Genomic DNA, 23788 nt, shown 5'->3' with positions numbered 1-23788 from the left:
GGGCAGCCCAACTCAGCCTTGAACTAGACCTTGCCCTTGAACTGCTTGACGCTGCGCTTGTTGGCGGTGCGACGGTTCGCCTGCTTGTCGCGAGGTGGCCGCTTGCCCTCCCCGCTGGCGGGCAGGTCGGTCACCGGGAAACCGGGGAGTTCCCCCAGCGGCAGCTCACGGCCGGTCAGAGTGCGGATCGCGGCCAGGGTATCGCTCTCGCCGTGGCACACCAGCGAAATGGCCAGCCCCTCGCGCCCGGCGCGGGCGGTGCGGCCGATACGGTGAACATAAACGGGGGCGCTGGCGGGCAGGTCCAGATTGATCACCACAGGCAATGCCTCCACATGTATGCCCCGCGCCATCAGGTCGGTGGCCACCAGCACCCGCACCTTGCCAGCCTTGAAATCGTCGAGCGCCTGCTCTCTAACCGCCTGTTCCTTCTCGCCATGCAGGGCGGCAACCGGAAGCCCCGCCCTGGCCAGCTTCCTGGCCACGCCGTCGGCATCGTCCCGCGCGCTGATGAACACCAGCACCTGCGGCCAGGCCTGCTCCTTGAGCAAGCTGATCAGCGCAGGCACCTTGCTGCTCTTGTTGACCAGATAGAGTCGCTCCTCGATCTCGTTCACCAGGCTGTTGAGGGGATTGGCCTCGATGCGGGTCGGTTCTGTCAGCAGGCTATGGGCAAGGGCATCCAGCTCGGCAGGCAGGGTAGCGGAGAAGAGCAGGGTCTGACGCTCGGCGGGCATCTCATTCATCAGCCACTGGATATCGGGCCAGAAACCCATCTCCAGCAGGCGATCCGCCTCATCCAGCACCAGCTGTTGCAGGCCATCCAGCCCCAGCACTTGCTGAGTGAGCAGATCCCGCAGTCGCCCCGGCGTCGCCACCAGCAGTTGTGGCCCCAGCGCCAGCTCTGCCTGTTGTCGCTCCTGTGCCACGCCACCGCACAGGGTGAGGATCCGCAATCCCAGAGCGTCAGCCATCCCTTGCAGCGCAGCGCTCACCTGCATCGCCAGCTCGCGGGTCGGCACTACGACCAGTCCCTGCACCAGGCTGGAGGCGGGATCCATCCGTTGCAGCAACGGCAACCCGAACGCCAGTGTCTTGCCGCTGCCGGTCTGGGCCAGCGCCAGCAGATCCTGCCCCGCCAATACCACGGGTATTGCAAGCTGCTGGATGCGAGTCGGCGTGTGCAGGGTGGGAGGCAGGGCAGCCAGCAAGGCGGGATGGAGGTCGAGTTCGCTAAAGGTCATGGGGGTACGCGGATAAAGAAGTGGGAGGCGAAGTCTAGTTAGCGGGGCAGAAGAAGTAAAACCCTATCCGCAAGCGGCAAAAGGAAGAGCACTGTGCCCGGGTCATGGCTGTCTACAATGGTATTATTCACCTTGAAGGCAGACAGACCATGCTCAGACATATCCCCATGCTACTGCTCGGCCTGCTCGGTATCGCGACCATAGGTCTCTCCCAGACCTCGTCGACCACCTCCAGCCCCCCTGCCCAGCCGGTCCGCGTCATCAAGGCCCACCTTGGTGAATTGCCAGGCCTTATCAACGCCGACAAGACAGGCCCCTTCGTCGATCTGGTCCATGGGATTGATGCGCTCTACCCCGATATGACTATCGAGATCACCATCTACCCCATTGCGCGCGCCATGGCGGGCGTGATCAATGGCAAGGCCGATTTCAGCCTGCCCGCCATTCGCAATCTGCACGATGCAGACATGCTGCCCTATCGCTTCAGCACCCGCAGCTTTGGCAAGGTAGCCCATGTCATCTACAGCAACACAGCGAATCCTGTCTCCACCGACATGGCCTATGGCATCGAAGCGACGCAACGGGATTTGTTAATCGAGGCCGTACCCGGTGAGCTCCCCTTTCAAGTACAACGTTCCATGAGTATCGAGCAATCCCTTCGCAAGCTCTCCCGTGGCCGTATCGATGCCTTTATCTGGGCACAGGAGGAAGCGGACCTGATGCTGCGCCAGCTGGGGCTGACCAATATCCAGCGAGAATTTTTTGGCGACTTTGAAGATGTTTTTATTATTCAGAAGGGCGCAGCCGGCAATGAGATGGATGCGTTTTTGGCGCAAGCCATAGAAAGGTTGGCGGCATCAGGCAAGCTGGAGGAGATATACGGCAAGATCCACAGACCCTACGAACACTGGCAGCCACACCCTGAGCCATTACCCGCCCCCCAGCCTGTAAAGACCCCCTGATAACCGGGTTCCATCCATAAAAAAATCCCGCCACGGGCATGCCGTGGCGGGATTTTTGCGCTCAGAAGCTTACAGGGCAGCCAGGGCGGCCGCGTAGTTCGGCTCATCGGCTACTTCGGCTACCATCTCGCTGTGCAGCACCTTGTTGTCTGCATCCAGCACTACGATGGCGCGGGCAGTCAGGCCCACCAGCGGACCGGAGGAGAAGGCCACACCGTAATCCTGCATGAAGGCAGCACCACGCAGGGTAGAGAGGGTCACCACCTTGTCCAGACCTTCGGCGCCGCAGAAGCGGGACTGGGCGAACGGCAGATCGGCGGAGATGCAGAGCACGACTGTGTTCTCCAGCGCGCTGGCCTGTTCGTTGAATTTGCGCACCGAGGTGGCACAAGTCGGGGTATCGACGCTCGGGAATATGTTCAGGATCTTGCGCTGACCGGCGAAGCTCGCCAGGGTCACGTCAGACAGATCCTTGGCAACCAGGGAGAAAGGCTTGGCCTGCTCACCGGCAACGGGGAAGTGACCGGCTACGGAAACGGGGTTGCCTTGCAGAGTAACGGAATTGCTCATGTTATGTCCTTGATTATCGAGGGAGGATAGGGCCCCCCAGTATAGGCGCGCCGGGCGAGGACAAACACCCGCCAATCACAAGGATATAGCGGCACTTGCTCCTGGACCGAACTGGCAGCCCCTCTCAAACGAGAGAGGGAGATAAAGAGACTTGACCTTGGACTTAACACCAAGGTTTACACTCGGCTCAGTTATCCAAGGTTCCGCACCGGCGGGATCCATCCAAGAGGGACTCATCATGAGCAAATCCTGCTGCAGCCATCAACACACAGCGGCCACCGGCAAGGCCGTCACCAGCCAAGTCGAACATCAACACGACAGCCACTGCTGTGACAATGTCGAACAGGTCAGTTGCTGCGCCAGCAAGGCACCCCATGATCATCAGGATCAGGGGGTGAGTGAATCGCCGGGGGATGAAGAGCCCCCCAGAGGAAGTTGTCAAAGCCAGGGCTGCTGCAGCCCGCAGCCGCCTCATGACCATGACCATGACCATGACCATCATGAGCATGATCACCATGAGCAAACAACCGATACCGCCGAGCCGTTAGTCGCGCCGGAGCAGGACAGCCGCCGCCACAGCTGGCAGGTACTGGGGATGGATTGCCCCAGCTGCGCCCGCAAGATAGAGACCGCCGTCAGCCGGGTGGCGGGCGTGCAGCAGGCCCGGGTGCTGTTTGCCACCGAGAAGCTGGTGGTGGATCTCGCCCCCGGCCTCTCCCCCGACCCCGTCACCGCCGCCGTGCTGGCCGCGGGTTTCCGGCTCAAAGGCGCAACTCAGCCCGGGGACGACAACGCCAGGCGCCGCAGCCCGCAGATGGCCCTGCTCGCCAAGTATTGGCAGCCCCTGTCGCTGGCCGGCCTGATGCTGGTGGCGGCCCTGCTGCCGAAAGAGTTCGGCCAGCCGCTGTTTACCCTGGCCACACTCTGGGGCCTGTGGCCCATCTCCCGCAAGGCCTGGGCCCTGACCAGGAGCGGCTCCCCCTTCGCCATCGAGACCCTGATGACGGTGGCAGCGCTGGGCGCCCTCTTCCTCGGTGAAACCGCCGAGGCGGCCATGGTGCTGCTGCTGTTCATGCTGGGGGAACATCTGGAGGCCTACGCCGCCGGCCGTGCTCGCGCCGGCGTCACCGCCCTGATGGCGCTGGTGCCCGACAAGGCACTGCGGATCCGCACCAGGGTTGACGGTGACATACGGGAAGAGGTGGCGGCCGACCAGCTGCGCCCGGGCGACATCATAGAAATCGCCCCGGGTGCCCGCCTGCCGGCGGATGCCCGCTTGCTCGACGCCCTTGGGGCGTTTGACGAGAGTGCCCTGACCGGCGAGTCCATTCCGGTGGAGCGTCGCCAGGGCGACAAGGTGCCCGCCGGCAGTCTGGCGGCGGATCGGGTGTTGCGCCTCGAGGTGGTGTCCGAGCCTGGCAACAACGCCATCGACCGCATACTGCACCTGATCGAGGAGGCCGAGACCCAGCGCGCCCCCATAGAGCGCTTCATCGACCGCTTCAGCCGCTGGTATACCCCTGCCATGATGCTGGTTGCCCTGCTGGTGGTGATAGTGCCACCGCTGGCCTTCGGCCAGAGCTGGGACGAGTGGGTCTATCGCGGACTGGCGCTGCTGCTCATCGGCTGCCCCTGCGCCCTGGTGATCTCCACCCCGGCGGCTGTGACCTCCGCCCTGGCGGCGGCGACCCGGCAGGGAGCCCTGATCAAGGGTGGCGCCGCGCTGGAACGGCTGGCCCATATAGACACAGTCGCGTTTGACAAGACAGGCACCCTGACCCTGGGCAAGCCGCAACTGACCGAGCTGGTCAGCCTCAATGACCAGCCGGAGGCCGAACTGCTGGCACTGGCCGCCGCCATAGAGCAAGGCTCCCACCACCCGCTGGCTCGCGCCGTAGTGGCCGCCGCCCGTGAGCAGGGGCTGACTCTGGCCGCGGCCCGGGATCTGCGCGCCCTGCCAGGCATGGGGGTGGAGGGACGCATCGACGGCACCCTCTGGCAACTGCTGGCACCGAGCCGGATTGACTCGCTGAGCAATGCCCTCAACGCACAAATAGCCACCCTTGAGCAGCAGGGCAAGACGGTGGTCGTGCTCGGCCAGCCGGGCGCAGCACCGGCGGCCCTGTTGGCCCTGCGGGACCAGATCCGGCCCGAAGCGGCAGCGGCCCTGGCGGAGCTCAAGGGGCTGGGACTGCGCAGCATTATGCTGACCGGTGACAACCCCCGCGCCGCCGAGGCGATTGCCAACGAGCTCGGCATGGGCTGGCGCGCCAGCCTGCTGCCGGAAGACAAGGTGGAAGAGATCGCCAAGCTGGCCGCCAGCCAGAAGGTCGCCATGATAGGGGATGGCATCAACGACGCCCCCGCCATGAAGCGAGCCAACATTGGCATCGCCATGGGTGGCGGCACAGACGTGGCGCTGGAGACGGCCGATGCCGCCCTGACCCACAACCAGCTCGGTGGCATCGCCGCCATGATCCGCCTGTCGCGGGCGGCACTGGCCAACATCCACCAGAACATAGCGCTGGCGTTGGGACTCAAGGCCATCTTCCTGGTCACCAGTCTGCTCGGCATCACGGGCCTGTGGATTGCCGTGCTGGCGGATACCGGTGCCACCGCTCTGGTGACGGCCAACGCCCTGCGTCTGCTGCGCAAGCGCTGATCCAGCCCGCAAACGAGATCGCCATATGCCAAGCCGTCCCCCGACAGGGACGGCTTTTCTCTTTCCCCCCACCTCACACCTGCAAAGAAAAAGCGCGGCTGCCGGTTGGCAGTCGCGCTTTGCTTACTCTCTCGGAGTTATCCCACCCTTGGCAAGGTGGAATTCAACCCGGGGCTGCCGAGCCAGTCCCGGACTCTATGGGTGTGCTTACTTGGCACTGCACTCCTGAATGACGGCGGTACCGGCCTTGGTACCAGCCGGGTCAACCTTCACCAGCACGCTCCACAATCCTTGCGGCAATGTGATGCTGTTGTTGGCACTGCCAGCCTGTGAGAAGCCGAGAGAGTAGCCCGTCTCGGCAGTGACAGCACCACCGCCGTTGAGCAGGTACTCCTTGCTCCAGTCTTCATTGGCGACCTTGAACTCGCTGGTGCCCATGTAGTTGAACGCGGCCTGATAGATGGCGAGGTCGCCGTCCATCCCCTTGTAGCTCAGCTGATACTGGGGCTGGGCAGCCCAGCCGGACAGCTCACCCTTGACGAACAGGTTGTAGCCGAGCGGATTGCCCGCCACCGTATCCAGCACCTTGCAGCTCTGCACAGGCTCGGTGAAGCTAACGCTCAGGGTCGGTTTGTCCTTGTTCATTGCCGTGAACACAAACTTGTAGCTGCCCGCCTTGTCAGCATTGAACGGCAGATCCCCGCCATTGGCGCAGAGCACGCTGACCTGACCTGTCGCCAGCTGGTCGGTGTCACTGCACTTGCCGTAGTTGATCGGGCCGTCCCACTCACTACCGGCAATCTTCACCTGAGTGGTGCCAAGCTGATCGGTCGTCACTTCGGTGGTGAACTCGTAGGTAAAGTTGCCACCAAAGATCATTTTGTTGACCGGATCCCACTCGTTCAGGAAACCACGCACGAAGACATCGGTGTCACCAAAGGGCGGAACCGTGCTCAGGTCTATCTTCTTGCTCACCGGCAGACCCGCGCCCTGGGCTCCGGCCTGCGGTTTGACGAACACGGCGGCAGACCAGGCCCCCAGAGTCAGGGTACCGCCATTGACGGCGGCATCGCGGGCTATGCTACTACCTGCATGGTGGGCCGGGCTCAGCTGCAACGTGCTCAGATCGATGGGCTGATCCTTGCCATCACGGAAGTCGCCGATGCTCTGGGGCTGGTTGGTGGCGTTGATCATCACCACCAGGCCCTCGATGGCGGGATCCAGATCCGCACCGGCGTTGACGCCATCATCCACCGTCATCACGATAAGCCCCGGCACCTGGTCAGGCCCGGTATTGCGGAAATCAACCCGCTTGATCACCTCGGCGCCGCTGCCAAGGCGCAGCAGACGGGAGGATTGACGCAGCTCGGCCAACTCCTGATAGAAGCCTACCATGGTCGCCATGTCGGCCCCGCTCGGCTTGACGTGCTTGCCAAGTACCTGCTCGATCAACGGGTAGTTGTCCCCATCCTTGTCCTTGCGCGGCAACCCCTTGTCGAAGTTGTTGTCGGCAAGGGTGTAGTCGACCCTGTTGTACCAGTCACCCGAGTCATAGCTGTCCCGCTCCATGGACTTGGAACGCAGCAGCTCGACACCTGCGTGGGTAAAGGGAATGCCCTGCCCCAGCATGGCGGTGGCCAGCGATACCCCCTGCATCCGCACCAGATCGGCTCCTTCCGGCGCCTTGTAGATCAGGTTGTCGAACAGGGTCTGGTTGTCGTGCTTGTCGACATAGTTCTGGATCTCGGTCGGATCCTGGGCATAACCCGCAGGTTGACCGTTGTAGTCGATGTCGGAGCCCTTCTTAGGCATGCCGTCCTTGTCGGTCAGCACGAACTCCTTGAGGTTGCCGGCCATGCCGAGGCGCACCAGGTCGGATTGGTGCAGCGCGGTGGCCAGCTCGACGCCGTCCATCTCGTTGGCATCCACCAGGGCGCCGTTGCCAAAGCCCTGGGTCTTGCGAATGGTATCGCCACCGTCAAACGGGCTGCCACCGCGCACCGCATCACGCAAGCGATCGGAGAAGGAGCCGATGCCGGTGCCGGCCAGGTGCTTCTGGGTCGCCTGCACGAAGCGCTTGTCATCCTGCACCTCGCCGAAGTTCCAGCCCTCGCCGTAGAAGTACATCTCGGGGTTGACCTGCTTCACGGCGGCCAGCGCCTGCACCATCTGATCTTTCGGGTGGTGACCCATCAGGTCGAAGCGGAAGGCGTCGATCTTGTAGTCACGGGCCCAGGTCACCAGAGAGTCATCCATCAGCTTGGCGAACATGGCGTGTTCCGGTGCCGTGTTGGAGCAGCAGGTGGAGTTCTCGACCGAGCCGGTCTCCGGATTGAGGCGCTGGTAGTACCAGGGCACTATCTTGTCGAGCACCGACTTGGGACCGAGGCCGGCTTCGTTGGTGTGGTTGTAGACCACATCCATCACCACGTTCATACCGATGTTCTGCTTGATGGCCTTGACCATCTCGCGGAACTCCAGGATCCGCTGACTGCCTTCGGCATCGGTGGCGTAGGAGCCTTCCGGCGCCGTGTAGTGATAAGGGTCATAGCCCCAGTTGAAGGAGTCAACGCCACGCAGATAGCCGGAGAGCTCCTGCACTTGCGGGCTCTCCTTGCTGTCGGCCCCTTGCAGATCGGCCAGCACGGCTTCTATGGTCTGGCCACCGCCGCAGTAACCACCAAACTTGGAATCCTTCACCTCGGCATTGACCTGACACAGCTTGCTGAAGTCATCCTGGAGGTTGGCTACCTTGGCCGGATCCTCGTTGACGGTGGCGATGTCGAACACAGGCAACAGGTGCAGATGGCTGACGCCGCTTTGGGCAAGGGATTGCAGATGCTTGACCGGTACGCTGTCGCTGTCGGTCAGGCCGAGGAACTTGCCTCTGTGTTCCGGCTTGGTGGACTCATCGTTGCCGGTCAGATCCCGGACATGGGCCTCATAGATGGTGATGTCGGCAGGGTTCTGCTGGCTGTGGGGCGCCTTCAGGCTGTCCCACCCTTCCGGCTTGAGTGCCGGATCATCGAGATCCACCACCTGGCTGAACTCGGAGTTCATCGCCAGGCTCAGGGAGTAGGGGTCTGTTACCTGATAGGATTCCAGCTTGCGACTGAGCGGGTGATAGACCTGGATATCATAGCGGTAGAATTTTCCGACCAGCTCCTGACCCCCTTGCACGCTCCAGCTGCCGCTGGCGTCGTCTTGTGTCATGGTGCGCTCGCCGAGGGCCTTGTGCTGCTCGTCGAACAACGCCAGCTTGACCGACTTGGCGGTTGGCGCCCACAGCCGGAAGGTGACATTGCCCCCCTCAACGATGGCGCCATAGGCCAGCTTGGTGGCTTCCTCTGCGTAGAGGGCATCGAGGGCGCCGGCGCTCTGCACCAGGGTCGCCCCCTGCAAAATGCCGTCGGCATCCGTGCCTATGGCCACCAGCTCGCCCTTGAGCAGGGGCTTGAGATCTTTGCCGGATGGCAGGGCGAAGGCCGCTGCATCCTTGAGGTGCGGGTACTTGGCCTGCTGCTCGGCGGTCAGGCTGGTCGCGGTCAGGCTGAGATAGGGGAAGTCGAACACACCCTCGGCATTGGCCTTGATGGTGCCCGACTCCGTGTAATAGAGGCGCACATGGGGCTTGTCCTTGCCCCCTTGCCAGATCAGGGTGTTGCCATCGATCAGATGGGCGCTGGCCCCGGCCACGCCAAAGGCGGCGGTAAAGGCATCAGCACGACTGTCGAAGACTTCGCTCTTGCCCGCGACTATGGCCACGGTGCGATCAGGGTGATCGCTGAAAACCACCTTCATGTCGGCGCCGGTCAGGTTGGCGAGATCGCCGTTGCGGGCAATAAAGTTGATACAGCCTTCCAGCTTGGCCAGGGGAACCACCCAGCTGGGGCCGAAACTGTCGACCGCCGTCGGGGTATTGGCCTTGTCATCCCAGCCCGCGTTCAGACCGCTCTCGGCGGTGGCGTTACAGGCGTCGTTGTTCCACAGGTGCAGGCTGTGGTTGGCAAAGGGCCCTTCTATCCCGCGCGCGGCGCTAGTCTGGGTATCCACCAGGGCGATCACCGCCTGATCGGGGCCGGCAACCAGTTGCTCGGCAGGGGGTTGCACATCGGGCAGACGGGCGACAGGCCCATCCGTGGGGTCAGGGGTGGAGGGTGAAGAGCTGTTGTCATTGCAGCCGGACAAAAGCGCGAGCAGTGAGGCTGTTACCAGCGCCACTTTGGTCTTTTTCATATCCATTTTTTTATAATTCCCGCTGTAGTTAGTCTCGATATCCGAGTACCCGGTCATTGCCGAGCGATGCCATATTAATCAGCGGCAATCGTTTCAAATGTGAGCAGCAGGGCAAAAAAACCAACCATTTTCAACAAGATAACGTTTTCATAACGAAAGTTGGATCCGGCTCACAGACCCGGCCACCATTTGGCGCCATATCTGGTCTAACCCGCTGGCACCTTGAAAAAAACCAGTTTTCAATCAGCCAGATAGCGTGAGCAGGAGCAGCAGATGAAAAGGATTGAAGAGCAGGCCAAACGGCTGGATCTGGAGTATCAGGGGATTGCGCAGCTGTTTGACCAGTTTTGCCAGCAGGCGGGCGGGCTCGCAGAGCAGTATCACTTCTTCAACTGGCCCGACTTTGAAGACACGCCACCCCTGAGTCGGGCCTTCACCCTGCTGGGAGAACCCCGTGAGCTGCGGCTGCGCTGCCTGCCGGGAGAACGCGGCACCTTGAGCGGCCTCATCCAGGTGCGCGGCGAAGATGGCACAGTGCATGCCAGCCTGGGTTTTCGGGCGGATGGTCACCTGTTGCTGGAGTCGGGACACTTGCTGGACAACCCGCCAGGGCTGCTGCTCAAGCTGCTGCTGGGGGCCATCTGGCAGCACAAGCCGGACGATGACCACAGCCAGCATCACTGACACGCACCACAGAAGGGGCCTTGGCCCCTCCTTCACATCCTGTCTTGAGCATCCACTCGACGTGTCTGCTTATGGCTGGGCAATCTCTATGGTGACGTGGACCAGCTCCTCGTGGATGGCAAGCCGCTCACGGATCTGGCCAGCCGGGATGGGCGTCGCCATCAATAGAGAGAGTACGCAGGCATACTGCTCCTGCCCCACCCGCCAGACGTGCAGATCACGGATCTCGGCGTCCGGCAAGTCTGCTATCACCTCGCGGATCTCCGCCACCAGCGGGGTATCCATCTCGGCATCCAGCAGCACCCGGCCCGAGTCGCGCAGCAGCCCCCAGGCCCACACCGCCACCAGCACGGCCCCCGCTATGCCCATCAGGGGATCCAGCCAGTCGGCTCCCCACAGCATGCCACCCACCAGCGCCAGGATGGCCAGTACAGAGGTGGCCGCATCCGCCAGCACATGGATGTAGGCGGCACGCAGGTTCAGATCCTGATGGCCGTGATGATCAGCATGGTCATGATGAGAGTGGTCGTGACCCTGGTGACTGTCATGGTTGTGATCATGATGACCATGGCTGTGACCGTGATGATGACCCTGATCATCCTTGAGCAGCCAGGCACAGGCAAGGTTCACCAAGAGGCCCACCAGCGCGATGGCGATCGCCTGCTGATAGTGGATCGGACTGGGATCCAGCAGCCGGAACACCGACTCGAACAGCATCAACCCGGCCACCCCCACCAGCAGCAAGGCGCTGGTGAAGCCCCCCAGCACCTCTATCTTCCAGGTGCCGAAGCTGAATCTGTGGTCGCGGGCAAAATGGCGGGCGGCACGATAGGCCAGCACGGAGAGGCCGAGCGCCAGCGCGTGGGAGCTCATGTGCCAGCCATCCGCCAGCAGCGCCATTGAGTTGTAGAACCAGCCACCGCTGATCTCCGCCACCATCATGATGACGGTGAGCAGCACGGCCCAGCGGGTTTTCTGTTCCGCCAGCGGATTACCCTGGTGCACGACGGGTTGATGGCAGTGGGATGAGACGAGGGATGACATGGATTTCTCCTGAGGGCGATGATGCAATATACTATACCCCAGTATAGTTTTATTGATCGAGAGGATCCTCCATGTCACACACCATTCACGGCAAGAAGAAGCTGCTGGCGCGGGTGCGCCGCATCAAGGGTCAGACTGGGGCGCTGGAAACCGCACTGGAGCAGGAGGGTGACTGCGCCGCCATTTTGCAGCAGATCGCCGCCATCCGCGGTGCCGTCAACGGCTTGATGCTGGAGGTGCTGGAGGGTCATATGCGCGAGCATCTCGGCGCCGAAGAGGCCACCCCGGCCGAGCGGCTGGAGGATCTGGATCAGGTGGTGCGGGTGCTGAGATCCTACCTGAAGTAAAGGCTCCCCGGCCTGCTCGCCACTGGCGTCAACCATGGGAGCAAGTCCGGACCCGACCCCTTTACAGCAAAGGGGGCCATAGCTGTGCACGGCAGGCCCGTTTCAGACTTGAGCCCTCGCCCGCTTTACGCCATCATGACCGCCGATCATTGATTCCTTACCCTGGATTCCACTTCGCAAGGACCCCCCATGTTTGAACACGTCGATGCCTACGCTGGCGACCCCATACTGACCCTGGTCGAGACCTTCCACAAAGACACCCGTGAGCAAAAGGTGAATCTGGGGATCGGCCTCTATTACGACGAGCAGGGCCGCATTCCGCTGCTGGCCTCGGTGCAGCAGGCCGAAGCCCAACGCGCCGCCGCACCAGCTCCGCGCCCCTATCAACCGATGGAAGGGGCCGCCAACTACCGCACAGCGGTGCAGCACCTGCTGTTTGGCGCCGACCATGAAGCGGTCAAGGCCGGCCGCATCGCCACCATCCAGACCATAGGCGGCTCCGGCGCGCTCAAGATCGGGGCCGACCTGCTCAAGCGCTACTTCCCGACCTCAGAGGTGTGGGTCAGCAATCCGACCTGGGACAACCACAAGGCCATGTTCGAGGGGGCCGGCATCCAGGTGCACGACTACCCCTACTACGACGCAGCCACCGGCGGCGTCCAGTTTGATGCCATGATCGACTGCCTGAGCGCCCTGCCGGCCAAGAGCATAGTGCTGCTGCATCCCTGCTGTCACAACCCGACCGGCGTGGATCTCTCCTCTGCCCAGTGGGACAAGGTGATCGCGCTCGTGGTGGATAAGGGGCTAATTCCCTTTATGGACATCGCCTATCAGGGCTTCGGCGATGGTCTGGAAGAGGATGCCTACGCCATCCGAGCCATGGTGGCCGCCGGCGTCAGCTTCTTCGTCAGCAACTCGTTTTCCAAGAACCTCTCCTTCTACGGCGAACGCTGCGGCGGCCTGTCGGTCATCTGCAAAGATGCCGAAGAAGCGGGTCGGGTGCTGGGCCAGATGAAGGCGACAGTGCGTCGCAACTACTCCAGCCCCCCCACCCACGGCGGCCAGATCACAGCGGTCGTGATGAACGATGCCAGCCTGCACGCCCTCTGGGTTGATGAGGTGAGCGAGATGCGCATCCGCATCAAGGCCATGCGCCAGAAGCTGTTCGAGGTGCTGAGCGCCAAGGTGCCTGGCCGTGATTTTGGCTACTTCATCAGCCAGCGCGGCATGTTCAGCTACACCGGCTTCACGCCGGAGCAGGTTGACCGCCTGCGCGAAGAGTTCGCCGTCTATCTGGTGCGCTCCGGTCGCATGTGCGTGGCGGGCCTCAACAGCCGCAACGTCGACTATGTGGCCGACGCCATGGCCGCCGTGCTCAAGGGCTAACCCGTGCAAGCCCCGCTCAAGCGGGGCTTTTTGTTTGTCCCTATGTTGTGGAGCTGTCATGGATCTGATTGCACTGTCATGTTTGACGGTGAGGGGCCGCCATCTGGTCAATCGACCTCCCCTGCCCGCGCTTGTCTCGCTGCAGGAGGCACAGTGGATCTGATTGCACTGTCCAGGCTGGGAGGCCGTCATCTGGTCACCCTGCATCTGCTGCTCGACAGCCAGAGCGTCACCCGCACGGCCGAGCGGCTCTGCACCACCCCCTCCACCGTCAGCAAGACCCTCAACCAGTTACGGGATCTGCTCGGCGATCAGCTGCTCTACCGCCAGGGCAACCAGCTGTTGCTGACCCCCTTTGCCGAGCGACTCGGCCCTACCCTGCACCGACTGCTGAGCGAGCTGAACAATCTCACCAGCCAGGGCGGTTTTGACCCCGAAATCTGGCAGGGACAACTGAGGTTTGCGCTGCGGGAAAGCAGCATGGTCTGGCCGATGGGGCCCATTCTGGGCCAGCTGATGCAGGAGGTACCGGGCCTGGTACCCAACGTCTGGAACAAGGATGAGCAAGGTCTGACGGCACTGGCCGCGGGCAAGCTCGACTTTGTTATCCTGCCCCACGACCAGAGCCAGCCCCTGCCCCGCCAGCCGGGTCTGGTATGGGAAACCCTGCGGGAAGACAGGCTGGTCTGTCTGCTGCGGGCGGACCATCCGGCGCTGGACAAGCCCTGGAATCTGGATGCCTACCTGAGCTGGCGCCATATCGCCATTCGCGATCAGGAACTGGCCAACCCCTTCTTCGAGCAGAGCCTGGCCCAGCTGCAGGTACGCCGCCAGATTGGTGCCACGCTGCCGGATTTTGGCAGCGCGTCAGCCCTGCTGCGCCAGAGCGATCTCATCCTGACCGCCATCGAGGGTTGGGCGTTACAGAGCGCGGCTTTGGGGTTAGCGATCCGTCCAGTCCCGTTCGACTATGGCGCAGTCACCCACAGCCTGGTGTGGTATGGGCCGGCGGGCGAAGAGCCGGCGCTGTGCTGGTTCAGACAGCGGATCCTGACACTGGCCAGGGAGCTGGGTTAACGCACCCGGGCTGCACGCATTGCAGATCCTGTGGGCGCCATTACCGACCCGAAGAGGAGATGGCCCCACCAGGGGAACTCCCATGGCAAGGCTCGCAGAGAGGAGAAAGCCTCAGGGCTTCCTGGTATAGATGGGGTTGGGGAAGGGCGCGATGTTGTTGCCCAGCTCAGTGATGCGGGCGGCACCCTGTTTGCGCACCTGATCGACCCGCAATACATGGTGCATGGGGATCATGGTGCGGTCGACGTCGGCAAATTCACTCTTCAATTTCTCGTGGCTGGGATCGACGATCAATGCCGTGTGGTTATCCCACACGAAGTGAGCGATCTCGATAAAGCCGAACAGCTGACCCTGACTCACTTCTCTGACATAGACTTCATAACGCTCGCTGTGGCAAATGAACTGCACTCGGTATAAGGCGTTGGATTCACTCATGTTCGTCTGTTGATTGTGGGCGAATACCCCATTCTAGCCGCCCCCTCTCAGAGCTCAAATAGACAGCAATCACAGTTACGTCATCTTCAGACTCAGACTGCAAAAAAGCCGCCTCCAGACTCAACATCAGAGCAGGATGCTGGCAAAAGCATCCCATCAAATTTCTTTGCAATCAGTTAATTAGCCTGCAAACACAAGGTCAGATAATGGCCGGCAGGGAAACGGGTCCAAGTCCCCTGTCGCTCACCGCCCTGGCGAGACGGGTCAGCTCATCCCTGCCCGCCTCGGGCCAGCTCGTCGCCACTCCGCGCACACCATGCTGACGAAAGCCGTTGAGGCGGATGGGCACTGGCCCCAGACTCTGCAAGAAGAGGACAAGCGCTGCCTCCAGCTTGCCGTCGGCATCCAGAAAATCGCTGCGTCCCGGCACATGGAGCAGCCGCAGCTCGGCCAGCTTGCCATGCCTCGCCAGCAGTTGCAGCGAGGCCAGCACCCGCTCGAGGCCAACACCTGTGAGTGAGTGGTGCACCGAGTCGCGCCACCCCTTGAGATCTATCATGGCGCCGTCAAGTACCGGCAGCAGCCGCTGCCAGCCCATTTCGCCAAGGGATCCGTTGCTGTCGAGCAGACAAGTCAGGTGCGAGAGATCCTGTGCCTGCCTGATGGCCGTGAACAGGGCGATCACGAACGGCAGCTGAGTCGTGGCCTCGCCGCCGGAGACGGTAATGCCGGTGAGCAGAGGGCCGTAGCGGCGCAGCAGGGCCAGCACCTCGGCAACCGACATCTGGCTGGTCTTGGGGCTGGCATGGCGCGGGCAGCCGTCGATGCAGCGATCGCAATCGGTGCAGAGCGCCGCCTGCCAACGCACCCTGCCCTCGATGAGCGTCAGGGCACCGCTCGGACAAGTTGCCACGCAGTCACCGCAGTGATCGCACAACCCCATGGTGTGAGGGTTATGACAGCCGGGGCAGCGAAAGTTGCACCCCTGCAGGAAGAGCACCAGCCGATTGCCCGGGCCGTCCACGCAGGAGAAGGGCAGCCAGCGGCTGACCGTTGCGGTGCGCTCCGTTGGCTCCCTCCTTTCCTTGCCGCATTCAGTAGTCACACAGGGTCGCCTCACGGCCAACCACTCTCGGCGCTCGCTGACGAATGGCCGTCAGTTCACTCGCCTCGGCACCGAGACAAGTGGTCTGCAGCCGCGACCCTTCGGTCGCGAAACGGGCCACGTCGCTCTTGCGGATCATGTAGCCGGTCACCCGTACCAGATCGCTGTCCGCCACGTTGGCGGTAAACTCGCGCATGCCGATGGCGAGGGCCCCCTTGCAGAGCTGCAGCAGCGCCTGCGGGTTCTGGCGTATGGTGGGATCCAGGGTCAGGATCTCGCTGATCCCGGAGTGATAGAAACCGTGGTGCGGCGCCAGGGCCAGCACATGGCTGGCGGGATCCGGCTCCTGACCATAAGGGATGCGCACCCCGGGAGTCACACCGCGATCCACGCTGAGCCCGCCCTGAGAGTGGAGCAGGGCGCGACCACCCCAGGCGTGTACCTGTGGCGTCTCGGTCACATGGCGGGAGAGCTGGGCCGAGATGCGATAGCCAAGCTGGTTGGCCTCCTCGTCATGTCCGTAGCGCTCGGGCAGATTCTCCTTGTCCATCAGCAAATTGACCGCCTCCGCCATGCCATAGATGCCGAACATGGGCACGAAGCGGTCTTCGTCGATCAAGCCCTCCTGCACCAAAAAGCTGTCGAAGAAGCCGGACTCCTGATGGAGGAAAGCGGCGCGTGCCCCGATCAGCTGGGAGGCGAGACGGCAGTAGTGGGGTAGCAGACAGCCCATGAAGTCGTCTATGCCATGGGCCTGCTCGGCCACCCGCTTGAGGGAGAGGCGCACCAGAGTATTGGCGCCACCGGCCTGGGGCAGAGCGTTGTAGCAGCTGACGATGCCAAAGCCGCGCTGGTCGAAGGTGTTGCTATGGAGCGGATAGTTGGCGATGTGCGGCTTGCTGCAGCTGGCTATGTTCTGCACCGCCAGCATCAGCAGGTTGTCCGGGGTCTGCGCCGGATCGTGAAACAGGGTCAGGTTCGGCGCCACCTGCTTGAGCTCGCCGTCGATGCGCAAGATCAGGCGGCAGAGACGGTTGTCATCGGGGCCTATGTTGACGTGCATGAAGGCGTCCGGCAGGACCCGATCCAGGTAGATCCAGAACCCTTTCAGCTTGCGATGGAGGGTTTCGTCATCCAGCTCGCCCACAAAGGGCAGCAGCAGATGATCGAGGCGCCCCAGCCAGACCGGCATGCCGGTGACGGAGGGCACATGGTGGTAGAGGATGCGCAGGGCATCGAGCGCCTCGTCAAAATCCTTGGGGGGCGCCAGCTCCAGCCATGCGGATCCCTGACTCAGGAACTTTGCATAATCCGGCAGCACGTAGCGCGGCTTGTAGGGAGCATGTCCCTCGAACATGTCACAGAGAAAACCCTGCGTCAGCGCCTCGGCGACCGCCGGTGGCAACTCTGGGTAAGGCAGCGCATTTTCGGCGGCCAGCGCCAGGGCATGGTTCTTCTGAGCGGGCGAGAGCAGGGGATCGCGCACTATGCGCTGACAGGTTTCGGTGAAAGACATGGGGAGCTCCTTGGCGGATAGTCCCTAAATCCTCACACTTGAGAGGTGTTTTTTGAAGTGACATTCACAACATGGCGGATATCCATTAAGGACATCCACCATGCCAGATCACGGACCTACCCCAGCCAGGGCAAGAACGCGGCCATGCCCCCCTGCCAGCGCAGCAGGAAGAAGCCCCCCATGCCCACCACAACCACCAGCAGGGTCGGCAGCCGCAACAGAGTCAGCGTCGTCACCAGCAGGGTAGCGGCCAGGTAGTCCGGATCCCACGTCAGTCCTTTGCCCGGCTCATAGCTGAAGACGATGGGCAGCCAGATGGCGGTCAACACCGACTGGGCCGAGAAGCTGAGGAAGGCCCCCATCTCGGCGCCCGGTTGATAGCGGGTCAGCCGCGAGAAGAAGGCAAAGCGATTGAAAAAGGTGATCAGGGCCAGCAGGCCTATCATCAGCCAGCTCATTGTCATCTCCTCATCCGGTGCAGCACATAGCCCACCACCATGCCAGCCAGTGCCGATATGATGATATGGACCTCTGCCAGCAGCGGCTTGGTGAGCAGCGCAGTGCCGCCGCTCACCAGGGTCGCCGCCACCATGGGCAGGTTCTTCATGGCGGGTATGGTCATGGCGATGAAGGTGGCGGCGATGGCAAAGTCCAGCCCCATCTTGTCCAGCCCGTCTATATACTGGCCGGCGGCGATGCCGAGCAGGGTCGCCAGATTCCAGAACAGATAGAAGACGAAGCCCGCGATCAGCGCGTAGGCAGGGTTGAAGCTGCCGCTGCGCTCCCTGTCCTTGAGCGCCACCGCGAACATCTCGTCGGTCAGGAAGAACGCCAGGCTGGCACGCCAGCGCAGGGAGAGCGGCAAGACATCGCGACGGAAGGTAAAGCCATAGAGCAGATGCTGGGAGGTGATGACGAAGGTGGATCCCATGATGGGCAGCAGGGGCGTACCCGCCCCGAACAGTGTGGTAGCCGAAAGCTGGGCAGCACCGGCATAGACCAGCAGGGACATGCATTGGGCCTGTAGCGGGCTCAGCCCCACCTGCAATGCCAGGGCGCCGCACAGTATCCCCCAGGGGATGACGGAGATGGAGAGCGGCAAAATATCGAGGGTGGCGCGCCACCAGAGCGCGCGGGCGCTCTCGGCACCGGCGGGAAGGGCACTCGTTGCTGACGGCATGGGGTCATCCTTGTTGCATCCACGGCGAGCGGGAAAAACTAGCACGACACAAGGCCGCAGACCAAGGACTAAAACGGATACTGCAAGGGTTCAGAAATGCAGTGCGCCCCCATGAAGGGGGCGCGCAGAGAGGCAATCAGGGCTGGATGATGATGGGGGTGCCGGGCTCGATGGCGTTCCACACTTCGTCCAGATCATGGTTGAGCATGGCGATGCAGCCATTGGTCCAGTTGGACGGCTGCAAACGTGTGTTGCCTATGCTGTTGCGCTGACCATGGATCATGATCATGCCACCCGGATTCACGCCCATTTCGTTGGCCGTCTTGATGTCGTCCAGATTCGGGTAATTGATGTGGATGGCTTTGTAATAGTTGGAATTGGTTTTCTTGTAGTCGAGGATGTAACGCCCTTCCGGCGTACGCTGATCCCCTTCACGCTGCTTGTGTCCCTTTGGGGCTGGCCCCAGGGCAATCCAGTAGCGTTTGACCTCCTTGCCATCCTTCATCAGGGTCAGGCTGTAGGAAGACTTCTTCACCACTATCATGTCGGCAGACAAGGTGGCAAAACTCAATGCGGGCCACAGCCCCAGCAAACACAGTAATACGGCTCTCATTCCATCCCTCGACAAGCCTCTGGTTAGGGCTTTTCTTGTTACCAAATCATCTGAATGGCACCACCCCGTGGGGCGGGCGAGCGCCATCATATTGGATCGCCATCAATACTCAATATATCCAGAGAAACATATCCCGTGCCATCTTTTATAAATTGTTACAATTAACAGCCAAAACAAGGGGATATCCCCCCTATATCGGGATAGTGTCCCCCGGGCGATTGGGGGGAAGATAAGGCGCTTTTTCACCTACTTGGAAACTTCCATCATGCGATGCCGACTCTCCCTGCTGATCCTGCTGATCTGCTCCCCCTTGCGGGCGGCCGAACCGCTCTGGCTGCGCGAGCCTGCGCTCTCCCCCGATGGCAAACAACTTGCGTTCACCTGGCAGGGCCGAGTCTACCTGAGCGCGGGGGATGGCGGACTCGCCATGCCGCTCACCGACAGCGACTACCTGAGCCAGCGCCCGCTCTGGTCACCGGATGGCAAACAGATCGCCTTCGCCGCCAACTTATATGGCAACGAAGATGTGTTCGTGGTACCGAGCGCAGGGGGCGAGATGGTGAGACTGACCCGTGACTCCCGCCCCGATCTGCCCCAGGCATTCAGCGCCGATGGCAAGCAGTTGCTGCTGAGCAGCCAGCGACTGACCACGCCCGAATCGGATCACTTCGTGGCGGAAGGATTCCAAGCCAGCGCCCTCTACTGGACCCCGGTCGGTGGCGGCGCCCTGACGCCGGCACAACCTCTGCCCGCCACCCTGGCTCGCCCCCATGGCAAGCAGCTGGCCTATCAGATGCCGGGCATGGATCAGCCGTTTCGCAAACATCAGCACTCGTTTGCCGTCTCCCGCCTCTGGCTGTTCGATGGCAAAGCCCATCACCAGCTGACCGAAGACAGGGTCGCCGCCAGCGATCCCGTCTGGGATGACAAGGGTGAAGCACTCTATTACCTGAGCGAGCGCAGCGGCGATTTCAACGTCTGGCGGCGGGACCTGGCCAGCGGTCAGGATCGTCAACTCACCCACTATCAGGGTCACCCTGTGCGCGGCCTCTCCGCCTCCCGCCAAGGGGATCTGGTCTGGTCCTGGCAAGGGGAACTGTACCGTCTCGATGCGGGCAGCAAGACACCGCGCAAGCTGGCCATACAGCCGCTCTTTGCCAACGCGCCCGCCGAGAGGAGCTGGATGCCAGGCCCCATCGACGAGGCCCTCGCCCGCCAGGATGGTGACGAGGTGATACTGGTGAGCCAGGGGGACTTGTATGCCATCGATACCCGCCGCGAGCGAGTGCGCCAGCTCACCCGTCATCCCAGCGAGCAGTCATCCCCCCTGTATGTGGACAAAGAGAAGGGGCTCATTTATCTCTCGGAGCAGGATGGCCCGGCCGCCCTCTATCGCCTGAACAAAGCGCAGCCGGATGGCTTGTTCAGCGATCCCGGCACCCTCACGGAACAGAAGCTGCTGGCCATGCCGGATGCCGCCATCAGCAAGCCGGCCCTCTCTCCCGATGGCAAGCAGCTCGCCTTCGTGGTGGATGGTCAGGCCGTCCACCTGCTGGATCTCGCCAGCGGCAAACAGCGACCGCTGGTCGCCGCCGAGTTCAACCCCTCCCGCCACACAGTAGAGCTCGCCTTCGCCCCCGATTCCCGTCATCTGGCGCTGACCATACAGCCTGACTCGGCCCAGCAGGAGATCGCCGTCATCGACATAGCGGACCACAAAGCCGAGCCGATCAATGTCAGCCTCAACGGCTATCGGGATATGAGTCCTGCCTGGAGCCAGGATGGCGGCATCCTCTACTGGCAATCCACCAAATACGGGGTTCTGGGTGCCGATGGGGAGCCGCTTGGCGGCAGCCTGCTCGGCCTCTACAGCAGCCGCGCCGCCAAGAGCGACTTCATCGCCGAGCAGACGCCCCCCAAAGCGGGTTACGGCTTCGAATCCGGCCGGTTGGCACACAGAGAGGCGCTGCAACTGCAGCCCCCAGGCCTCATCCTCGCCAGCCGCATCGTCGATGATCACCTCATCTCACTGGTGGAAGAGAGTGACACCAACGGCGAGAGCGAGATCAAGGGCTACGCCCAGGATCTGCGCAAGGGCGAGACCCGGGTGCTGTTTGACGGCCAGCCCGGCCCGGCGCAGGTCAGCCTCAATCAGGACGCCAGCCTGGCCACCCTGGTGCGGGAAGGAGAAGTGACCCTGATTGACACAGGTTCAGGCGAGGCAAGGTCACACCCTTTCGACCTGCTGCAGACCGGAAGCTCGCTGGCGCTCATGACCGCCGCCTATGACCAGATAACCCGGCTCACCCGCGACGAGTTTTATCGTGCCGACATGAACGGCGTGGATTGGGATGGCTATGTGGCCGCCTATCGCCGCCAACTGGCCGGTATCAACAATGGCAGGGACTTCGGTCATCTGCTGGCGGAGCTGGCCGGTGAACTGAACGTTTCCCACACCTGGGGAGTGGGTCCGGCGTCATCCCCGCGAATGCCCGACAACACCGCCAGCCTCGGCGGCTACTGGCAAGATGGCAAGACGGGGGTTGAACTGGTCGCCCTGCTGGCCGGCGGCCCGCTGGAACAGGAGACAGACCTGACACCGGGAGCCCGTCTGCTGGCCATCAATGGCACCGAAGTTCCTGACCTGAACGCGCTGGATGCCCAGCTCAACCACCAGGCCGATCAGCGGCTGGCCCTCACACTGCAGCCCAAGGGGAGCAAGGCACAGGTGCAGCTCGACGTCACCGCCATGGATTTGCAGCAGGAGTACAAGTTGCAACTGGATGGCTGGGTCGCCAAGCGCCGCGCCCGGGTGGCGCAGTTGAGTCAGGGTCGGGTGGGATATGTCTATCTGCCGGAGATGAACAGCGCCGTGTATGAGGAGATGGTCGCCGATGCCCTCGGCCGCCAGCGCAACCGCGAGGCGCTGATCGTGGACGTGCGCTTCAACAAGGGGGGCTATCTGGCCAATACCCTGGTGGAGTTCCTGACCGGCAGCGGCAGTGACAAGGGAATGGCGCGCAGCTGGCCACGCCACGGCAAGGGGGAGACAGACGCCGCCACCCGCCAGTGGACCAAGCCCTCTGTGGTGCTGGCCAATGCAGGCAGCTACTCGGAAGGCTCGGCCTTCCCCCAGTACTACCGCACCCTCAAGGTCGGCACCATCATAGGTGAGCCAGTCCCGGGCACGGGCACCATGGTCTATGCCCATGACTCCAGACTGATCCCCGGACTCGCCTACGGCATCCCGACCCTGGGGCTGCGCAACCCGGATGGCAGCTTCTACGAAAATCAGGAGCTGATCCCGGATCTGCAGGTAGCGCTCACACCAGCCGACATAATCAGCGGACGAGACCCCCAGCTGGAGGCAGCCGTCGAGGCTGCCCTCACCCAGCTGTCAACGAAAGCGAAATAGCTCCCGATGCAGGCGCCCGCCCGGCAACAGCCGGGTCAGGGCGTCTGCCATTCCTTCCGGCCCGCAGAACCAGACGTCACCGGGCTTGTCCTGTGCAAGACCGGCCAGGTCCAGCCGCCCCGCTTCCTTGTCCAGATGCAGCCGATAACAAACCCCAGTACGCTGACACAACTCGGCCAATCGCTGGTGATAGACGGCGCCGGCCAAGTCCGGCGCACACTGGATCAAGGTGATCCCCTCCCCCCGTTCACCACGGGCCACCAGCCCCTCCAGCCAGGCGACAAAAGGGGTAATGCCGATCCCGGCGCCGAGCCAGAGCGACTGCCCCTGCCGGGGGGGACAGACAAAGGCGCCATAAGGTCCCGTCACTGTCACTGGGCCATCGACCCGGGCCGCCTCGACCAGCTGGCGGGTATGATCCCCCAGCACCCGCACCGCAATCACCAGCTGACGCTTGTCGGGCGACACCCGCACCAGGGTGAAGGGGTGCGGCCCCTCCTTGGCATCAAACTCGAAGAAGGCAAACTGGCCTGGCCTGTAGTGCAACAGCGGCGTCGCCAGCTGCAAGGTGAATTCACGGGTACTGTCCGCAAGGGTGCGCAGCGCCACTATGCGGCCCTGATGGCGATCCCGCTGACCGGTCAAGCCCAGCAGGGAGTAAACCGCAGCCACAGCCCCTGCACCGCCCAGCAGCGAGATCCCGAGCCCCACCGGTGTCAGCAGGCCAACCTGAGGCAACAGGCAGAGACCGTGTACCCACCCTGCCAGATAGATGAGCGGCGCCAGACGGTGGATCACCCGAAAGCGGCCATAGCTCACCAGCGACAACAGGCTCACCACCACCAGGGCTATCAGCAGATAGAAGCTCCACTCCCCCAGCGTATTGCCAAGGGCATGCAGGGAGAGGCCATTGCCAGCCCCTGCTCCCGCCCCGCCGCCAGCACCCCGGCGGGCAGGCCGGGTCAACCAGCCGGCCGTCACCGCCCACTTGGGTGCTTCCACCAGCAGCCAGTGACTGGTCAGGGCCAGGGTCGCGGCCATGGCGCTGTGACGATGGAGCCGCAACATGCGATCCAGCCCGCCACACCAGACTTCCAGCCGCGGCAAACGCAGCGCCAGCAACAGGGTCAGCGCCATGTAGCCCAGCCCCAGCAGGCCGGTCAGCAACAGCATCTCATGGCGCCAGGGCCAGACGCCGTTGGCATCCCCTGCATATCCCGCCCACCAGATCAGTGCCGCCAGCACCGGCAGCAGCCATAACGCCCGCTTGGTCACCATTTGTTGCTCCTTGTCCCGTCATGTCATGCATTGC

At 62.6% G+C, this 23788-nt stretch carries 18 protein-coding genes; 7 read left to right on the top strand and 11 right to left on the bottom strand.

Annotation, left to right across the window (positions count from 1 at the left end):
* Positions 1–23: 23 nt before the first annotated feature.
* A complete protein-coding gene (locus tag ONZ54_RS03200) occupies positions 24–1244 on the bottom strand; it encodes a DEAD/DEAH box helicase (RefSeq protein ID WP_271787458.1) in 1221 nt (406 codons plus the stop codon).
* Between the two features lie 149 nt (positions 1245–1393).
* Between ONZ54_RS03200 and ONZ54_RS03195 the strand changes: the two genes are divergently transcribed.
* Positions 1394–2206, top strand: coding sequence for a type 2 periplasmic-binding domain-containing protein (locus ONZ54_RS03195; RefSeq protein WP_271787457.1), 813 nt, complete (start codon positions 1394–1396; stop codon positions 2204–2206).
* Positions 2207–2275: 69 nt separating this feature from the next.
* On the opposite strand, the gene tpx is transcribed toward ONZ54_RS03195, so the two are convergent.
* Positions 2276–2776 (bottom strand): thiol peroxidase, encoded by a 501-nt coding sequence (gene tpx / locus ONZ54_RS03190; RefSeq protein WP_005313625.1) that lies wholly within the window; start codon positions 2774–2776, stop codon positions 2276–2278.
* A gap of 238 nt (positions 2777–3014) precedes the next feature.
* Between tpx and ONZ54_RS03185 the strand changes: the two genes are divergently transcribed.
* Positions 3015–5438, top strand: coding sequence for a zinc/cadmium/mercury/lead-transporting ATPase (locus ONZ54_RS03185; protein ID WP_271787456.1), 2424 nt, complete (start codon positions 3015–3017; stop codon positions 5436–5438).
* A 207-nt stretch (positions 5439–5645) separates the two neighbouring features.
* On the opposite strand, the gene pulA is transcribed toward ONZ54_RS03185, so the two are convergent.
* Positions 5646–9680, bottom strand: a complete 4035-nt coding sequence (pulA, locus tag ONZ54_RS03180) for a pullulanase-type alpha-1,6-glucosidase (RefSeq protein ID WP_271787455.1) — start codon at positions 9678–9680, stop codon at positions 5646–5648.
* A 267-nt stretch (positions 9681–9947) separates the two neighbouring features.
* On the opposite strand from pulA, the gene ONZ54_RS03175 reads away from it, so the two are divergent.
* Positions 9948–10358, top strand: a complete 411-nt coding sequence (locus tag ONZ54_RS03175; RefSeq protein ID WP_059111759.1) for a hypothetical protein — start codon at positions 9948–9950, stop codon at positions 10356–10358.
* A gap of 69 nt (positions 10359–10427) precedes the next feature.
* On the opposite strand, the gene dmeF is transcribed toward ONZ54_RS03175, so the two are convergent.
* Complete coding sequence (dmeF, locus tag ONZ54_RS03170) at positions 10428–11402, bottom strand: CDF family Co(II)/Ni(II) efflux transporter DmeF (protein ID WP_021138846.1); 975 nt, start codon at positions 11400–11402, stop codon at positions 10428–10430.
* A gap of 71 nt (positions 11403–11473) precedes the next feature.
* Here dmeF and ONZ54_RS03165 point away from each other — a divergent pair, with 71 nt between their 5' ends.
* From ONZ54_RS03165 to ONZ54_RS03155, 3 genes are all read left to right on the top strand, one after another.
* Positions 11474–11749 carry a metal/formaldehyde-sensitive transcriptional repressor gene (locus ONZ54_RS03165; RefSeq protein ID WP_021138847.1) on the top strand — a complete coding sequence of 92 codons (276 nt, stop codon included), beginning with the start codon at positions 11474–11476 and terminating at the stop codon, positions 11747–11749.
* A 189-nt stretch (positions 11750–11938) separates the two neighbouring features.
* Positions 11939–13135, top strand: a complete 1197-nt coding sequence (locus ONZ54_RS03160; RefSeq protein ID WP_059168745.1) for an amino acid aminotransferase — start codon at positions 11939–11941, stop codon at positions 13133–13135.
* A 153-nt stretch (positions 13136–13288) separates the two neighbouring features.
* Positions 13289–14212: a LysR family transcriptional regulator gene (locus tag ONZ54_RS03155; RefSeq protein WP_271787454.1), complete on the top strand. Its 924-nt coding sequence runs from the start codon at positions 13289–13291 to the stop codon at positions 14210–14212.
* A 111-nt stretch (positions 14213–14323) separates the two neighbouring features.
* Here ONZ54_RS03155 and ONZ54_RS03150 read toward each other — a convergent pair whose 3' ends face one another.
* The 6 genes from ONZ54_RS03150 to ONZ54_RS03125 all read right to left on the bottom strand — a co-directional run bounded on the left by ONZ54_RS03150 (position 14324) and on the right by ONZ54_RS03125 (position 19061).
* The gene (locus ONZ54_RS03150; RefSeq protein ID WP_005313662.1) at positions 14324–14647 is read right to left on the bottom strand and encodes a DUF1820 family protein; all 324 of its coding nucleotides are present in this window, start codon (positions 14645–14647) and stop codon (positions 14324–14326) included.
* Positions 14648–14846: 199 nt separating this feature from the next.
* Entirely contained in the window at positions 14847–15752 is a 906-nt protein-coding gene (locus ONZ54_RS03145) for a YjjW family glycine radical enzyme activase (RefSeq protein WP_271787453.1), read from the bottom strand.
* Positions 15742–17268 carry a YjjI family glycine radical enzyme gene (locus ONZ54_RS03140; protein ID WP_271787452.1) on the bottom strand — a complete coding sequence of 509 codons (1527 nt, stop codon included), beginning with the start codon at positions 17266–17268 and terminating at the stop codon, positions 15742–15744. The genes ONZ54_RS03145 and ONZ54_RS03140 overlap by 11 nt, the downstream gene beginning before the upstream one ends.
* A 116-nt stretch (positions 17269–17384) precedes the next feature.
* A complete protein-coding gene (locus ONZ54_RS03135; protein WP_271787451.1) occupies positions 17385–17726 on the bottom strand; it encodes an AzlD domain-containing protein in 342 nt (113 codons plus the stop codon).
* A gap of 2 nt (positions 17727–17728) precedes the next feature.
* Positions 17729–18448 carry an AzlC family ABC transporter permease gene (locus ONZ54_RS03130; protein WP_271787450.1) on the bottom strand — a complete coding sequence of 240 codons (720 nt, stop codon included), beginning with the start codon at positions 18446–18448 and terminating at the stop codon, positions 17729–17731.
* Positions 18449–18584: 136 nt separating this feature from the next.
* Positions 18585–19061, bottom strand: coding sequence for a L,D-transpeptidase family protein (locus ONZ54_RS03125; protein WP_034284004.1), 477 nt, complete (start codon positions 19059–19061; stop codon positions 18585–18587).
* 265 nt (positions 19062–19326) lie between these two features.
* Between ONZ54_RS03125 and ONZ54_RS03120 the strand changes: the two genes are divergently transcribed.
* Positions 19327–22476 (top strand): S41 family peptidase, encoded by a 3150-nt coding sequence (locus ONZ54_RS03120; RefSeq protein WP_271787449.1) that lies wholly within the window; start codon positions 19327–19329, stop codon positions 22474–22476.
* Here the strand turns inward: ONZ54_RS03120 and ONZ54_RS03115 are convergent.
* On the bottom strand, positions 22459–23754 hold the full coding sequence (locus ONZ54_RS03115; protein ID WP_271787448.1) for a ferredoxin reductase family protein: 1296 nt from the start codon (positions 23752–23754) through the stop codon (positions 22459–22461). The two genes, ONZ54_RS03120 and ONZ54_RS03115, sit on opposite strands and share 18 nt — an antisense overlap.
* Positions 23755–23788 lie beyond the last annotated feature (34 nt).

The sequence above is a fragment of the Aeromonas salmonicida genome (assembly GCF_028355655.1).
Lineage (GTDB): Bacteria > Pseudomonadota > Gammaproteobacteria > Enterobacterales > Aeromonadaceae > Aeromonas > Aeromonas salmonicida.
Note: the sequence above shows the minus strand (reverse complement) of the source record. Positions and strands in the feature narration are given on the sequence as shown.

Coding starts and splice junctions, on each gene's coding strand:
- ONZ54_RS03175 (WP_059111759.1), top strand. CDS start 9,948: ATGAAAAGGATTGAAGAGCAGGCCAAACGGCTGGATCTGGAGTATCAG.
- ONZ54_RS03125 (WP_034284004.1), bottom strand. CDS start 19,061: ATGAGAGCCGTATTACTGTGTTTGCTGGGGCTGTGGCCCGCATTGAGT.
- pulA (WP_271787455.1), bottom strand. CDS start 9,680: ATGGATATGAAAAAGACCAAAGTGGCGCTGGTAACAGCCTCACTGCTC.
- ONZ54_RS03185 (WP_271787456.1), top strand. CDS start 3,015: ATGAGCAAATCCTGCTGCAGCCATCAACACACAGCGGCCACCGGCAAG.
- ONZ54_RS03135 (WP_271787451.1), bottom strand. CDS start 17,726: ATGAGCTGGCTGATGATAGGCCTGCTGGCCCTGATCACCTTTTTCAAT.
- tpx (WP_005313625.1), bottom strand. CDS start 2,776: ATGAGCAATTCCGTTACTCTGCAAGGCAACCCCGTTTCCGTAGCCGGT.
- ONZ54_RS03160 (WP_059168745.1), top strand. CDS start 11,939: ATGTTTGAACACGTCGATGCCTACGCTGGCGACCCCATACTGACCCTG.
- ONZ54_RS03120 (WP_271787449.1), top strand. CDS start 19,327: ATGCGATGCCGACTCTCCCTGCTGATCCTGCTGATCTGCTCCCCCTTG.
- ONZ54_RS03130 (WP_271787450.1), bottom strand. CDS start 18,448: ATGCCGTCAGCAACGAGTGCCCTTCCCGCCGGTGCCGAGAGCGCCCGC.
- ONZ54_RS03195 (WP_271787457.1), top strand. CDS start 1,394: ATGCTCAGACATATCCCCATGCTACTGCTCGGCCTGCTCGGTATCGCG.
- ONZ54_RS03115 (WP_271787448.1), bottom strand. CDS start 23,754: ATGGTGACCAAGCGGGCGTTATGGCTGCTGCCGGTGCTGGCGGCACTG.
- ONZ54_RS03200 (WP_271787458.1), bottom strand. CDS start 1,244: ATGACCTTTAGCGAACTCGACCTCCATCCCGCCTTGCTGGCTGCCCTG.
- ONZ54_RS03150 (WP_005313662.1), bottom strand. CDS start 14,647: ATGAGTGAATCCAACGCCTTATACCGAGTGCAGTTCATTTGCCACAGC.
- ONZ54_RS03140 (WP_271787452.1), bottom strand. CDS start 17,268: ATGTCTTTCACCGAAACCTGTCAGCGCATAGTGCGCGATCCCCTGCTC.
- ONZ54_RS03165 (WP_021138847.1), top strand. CDS start 11,474: ATGTCACACACCATTCACGGCAAGAAGAAGCTGCTGGCGCGGGTGCGC.
- dmeF (WP_021138846.1), bottom strand. CDS start 11,402: ATGTCATCCCTCGTCTCATCCCACTGCCATCAACCCGTCGTGCACCAG.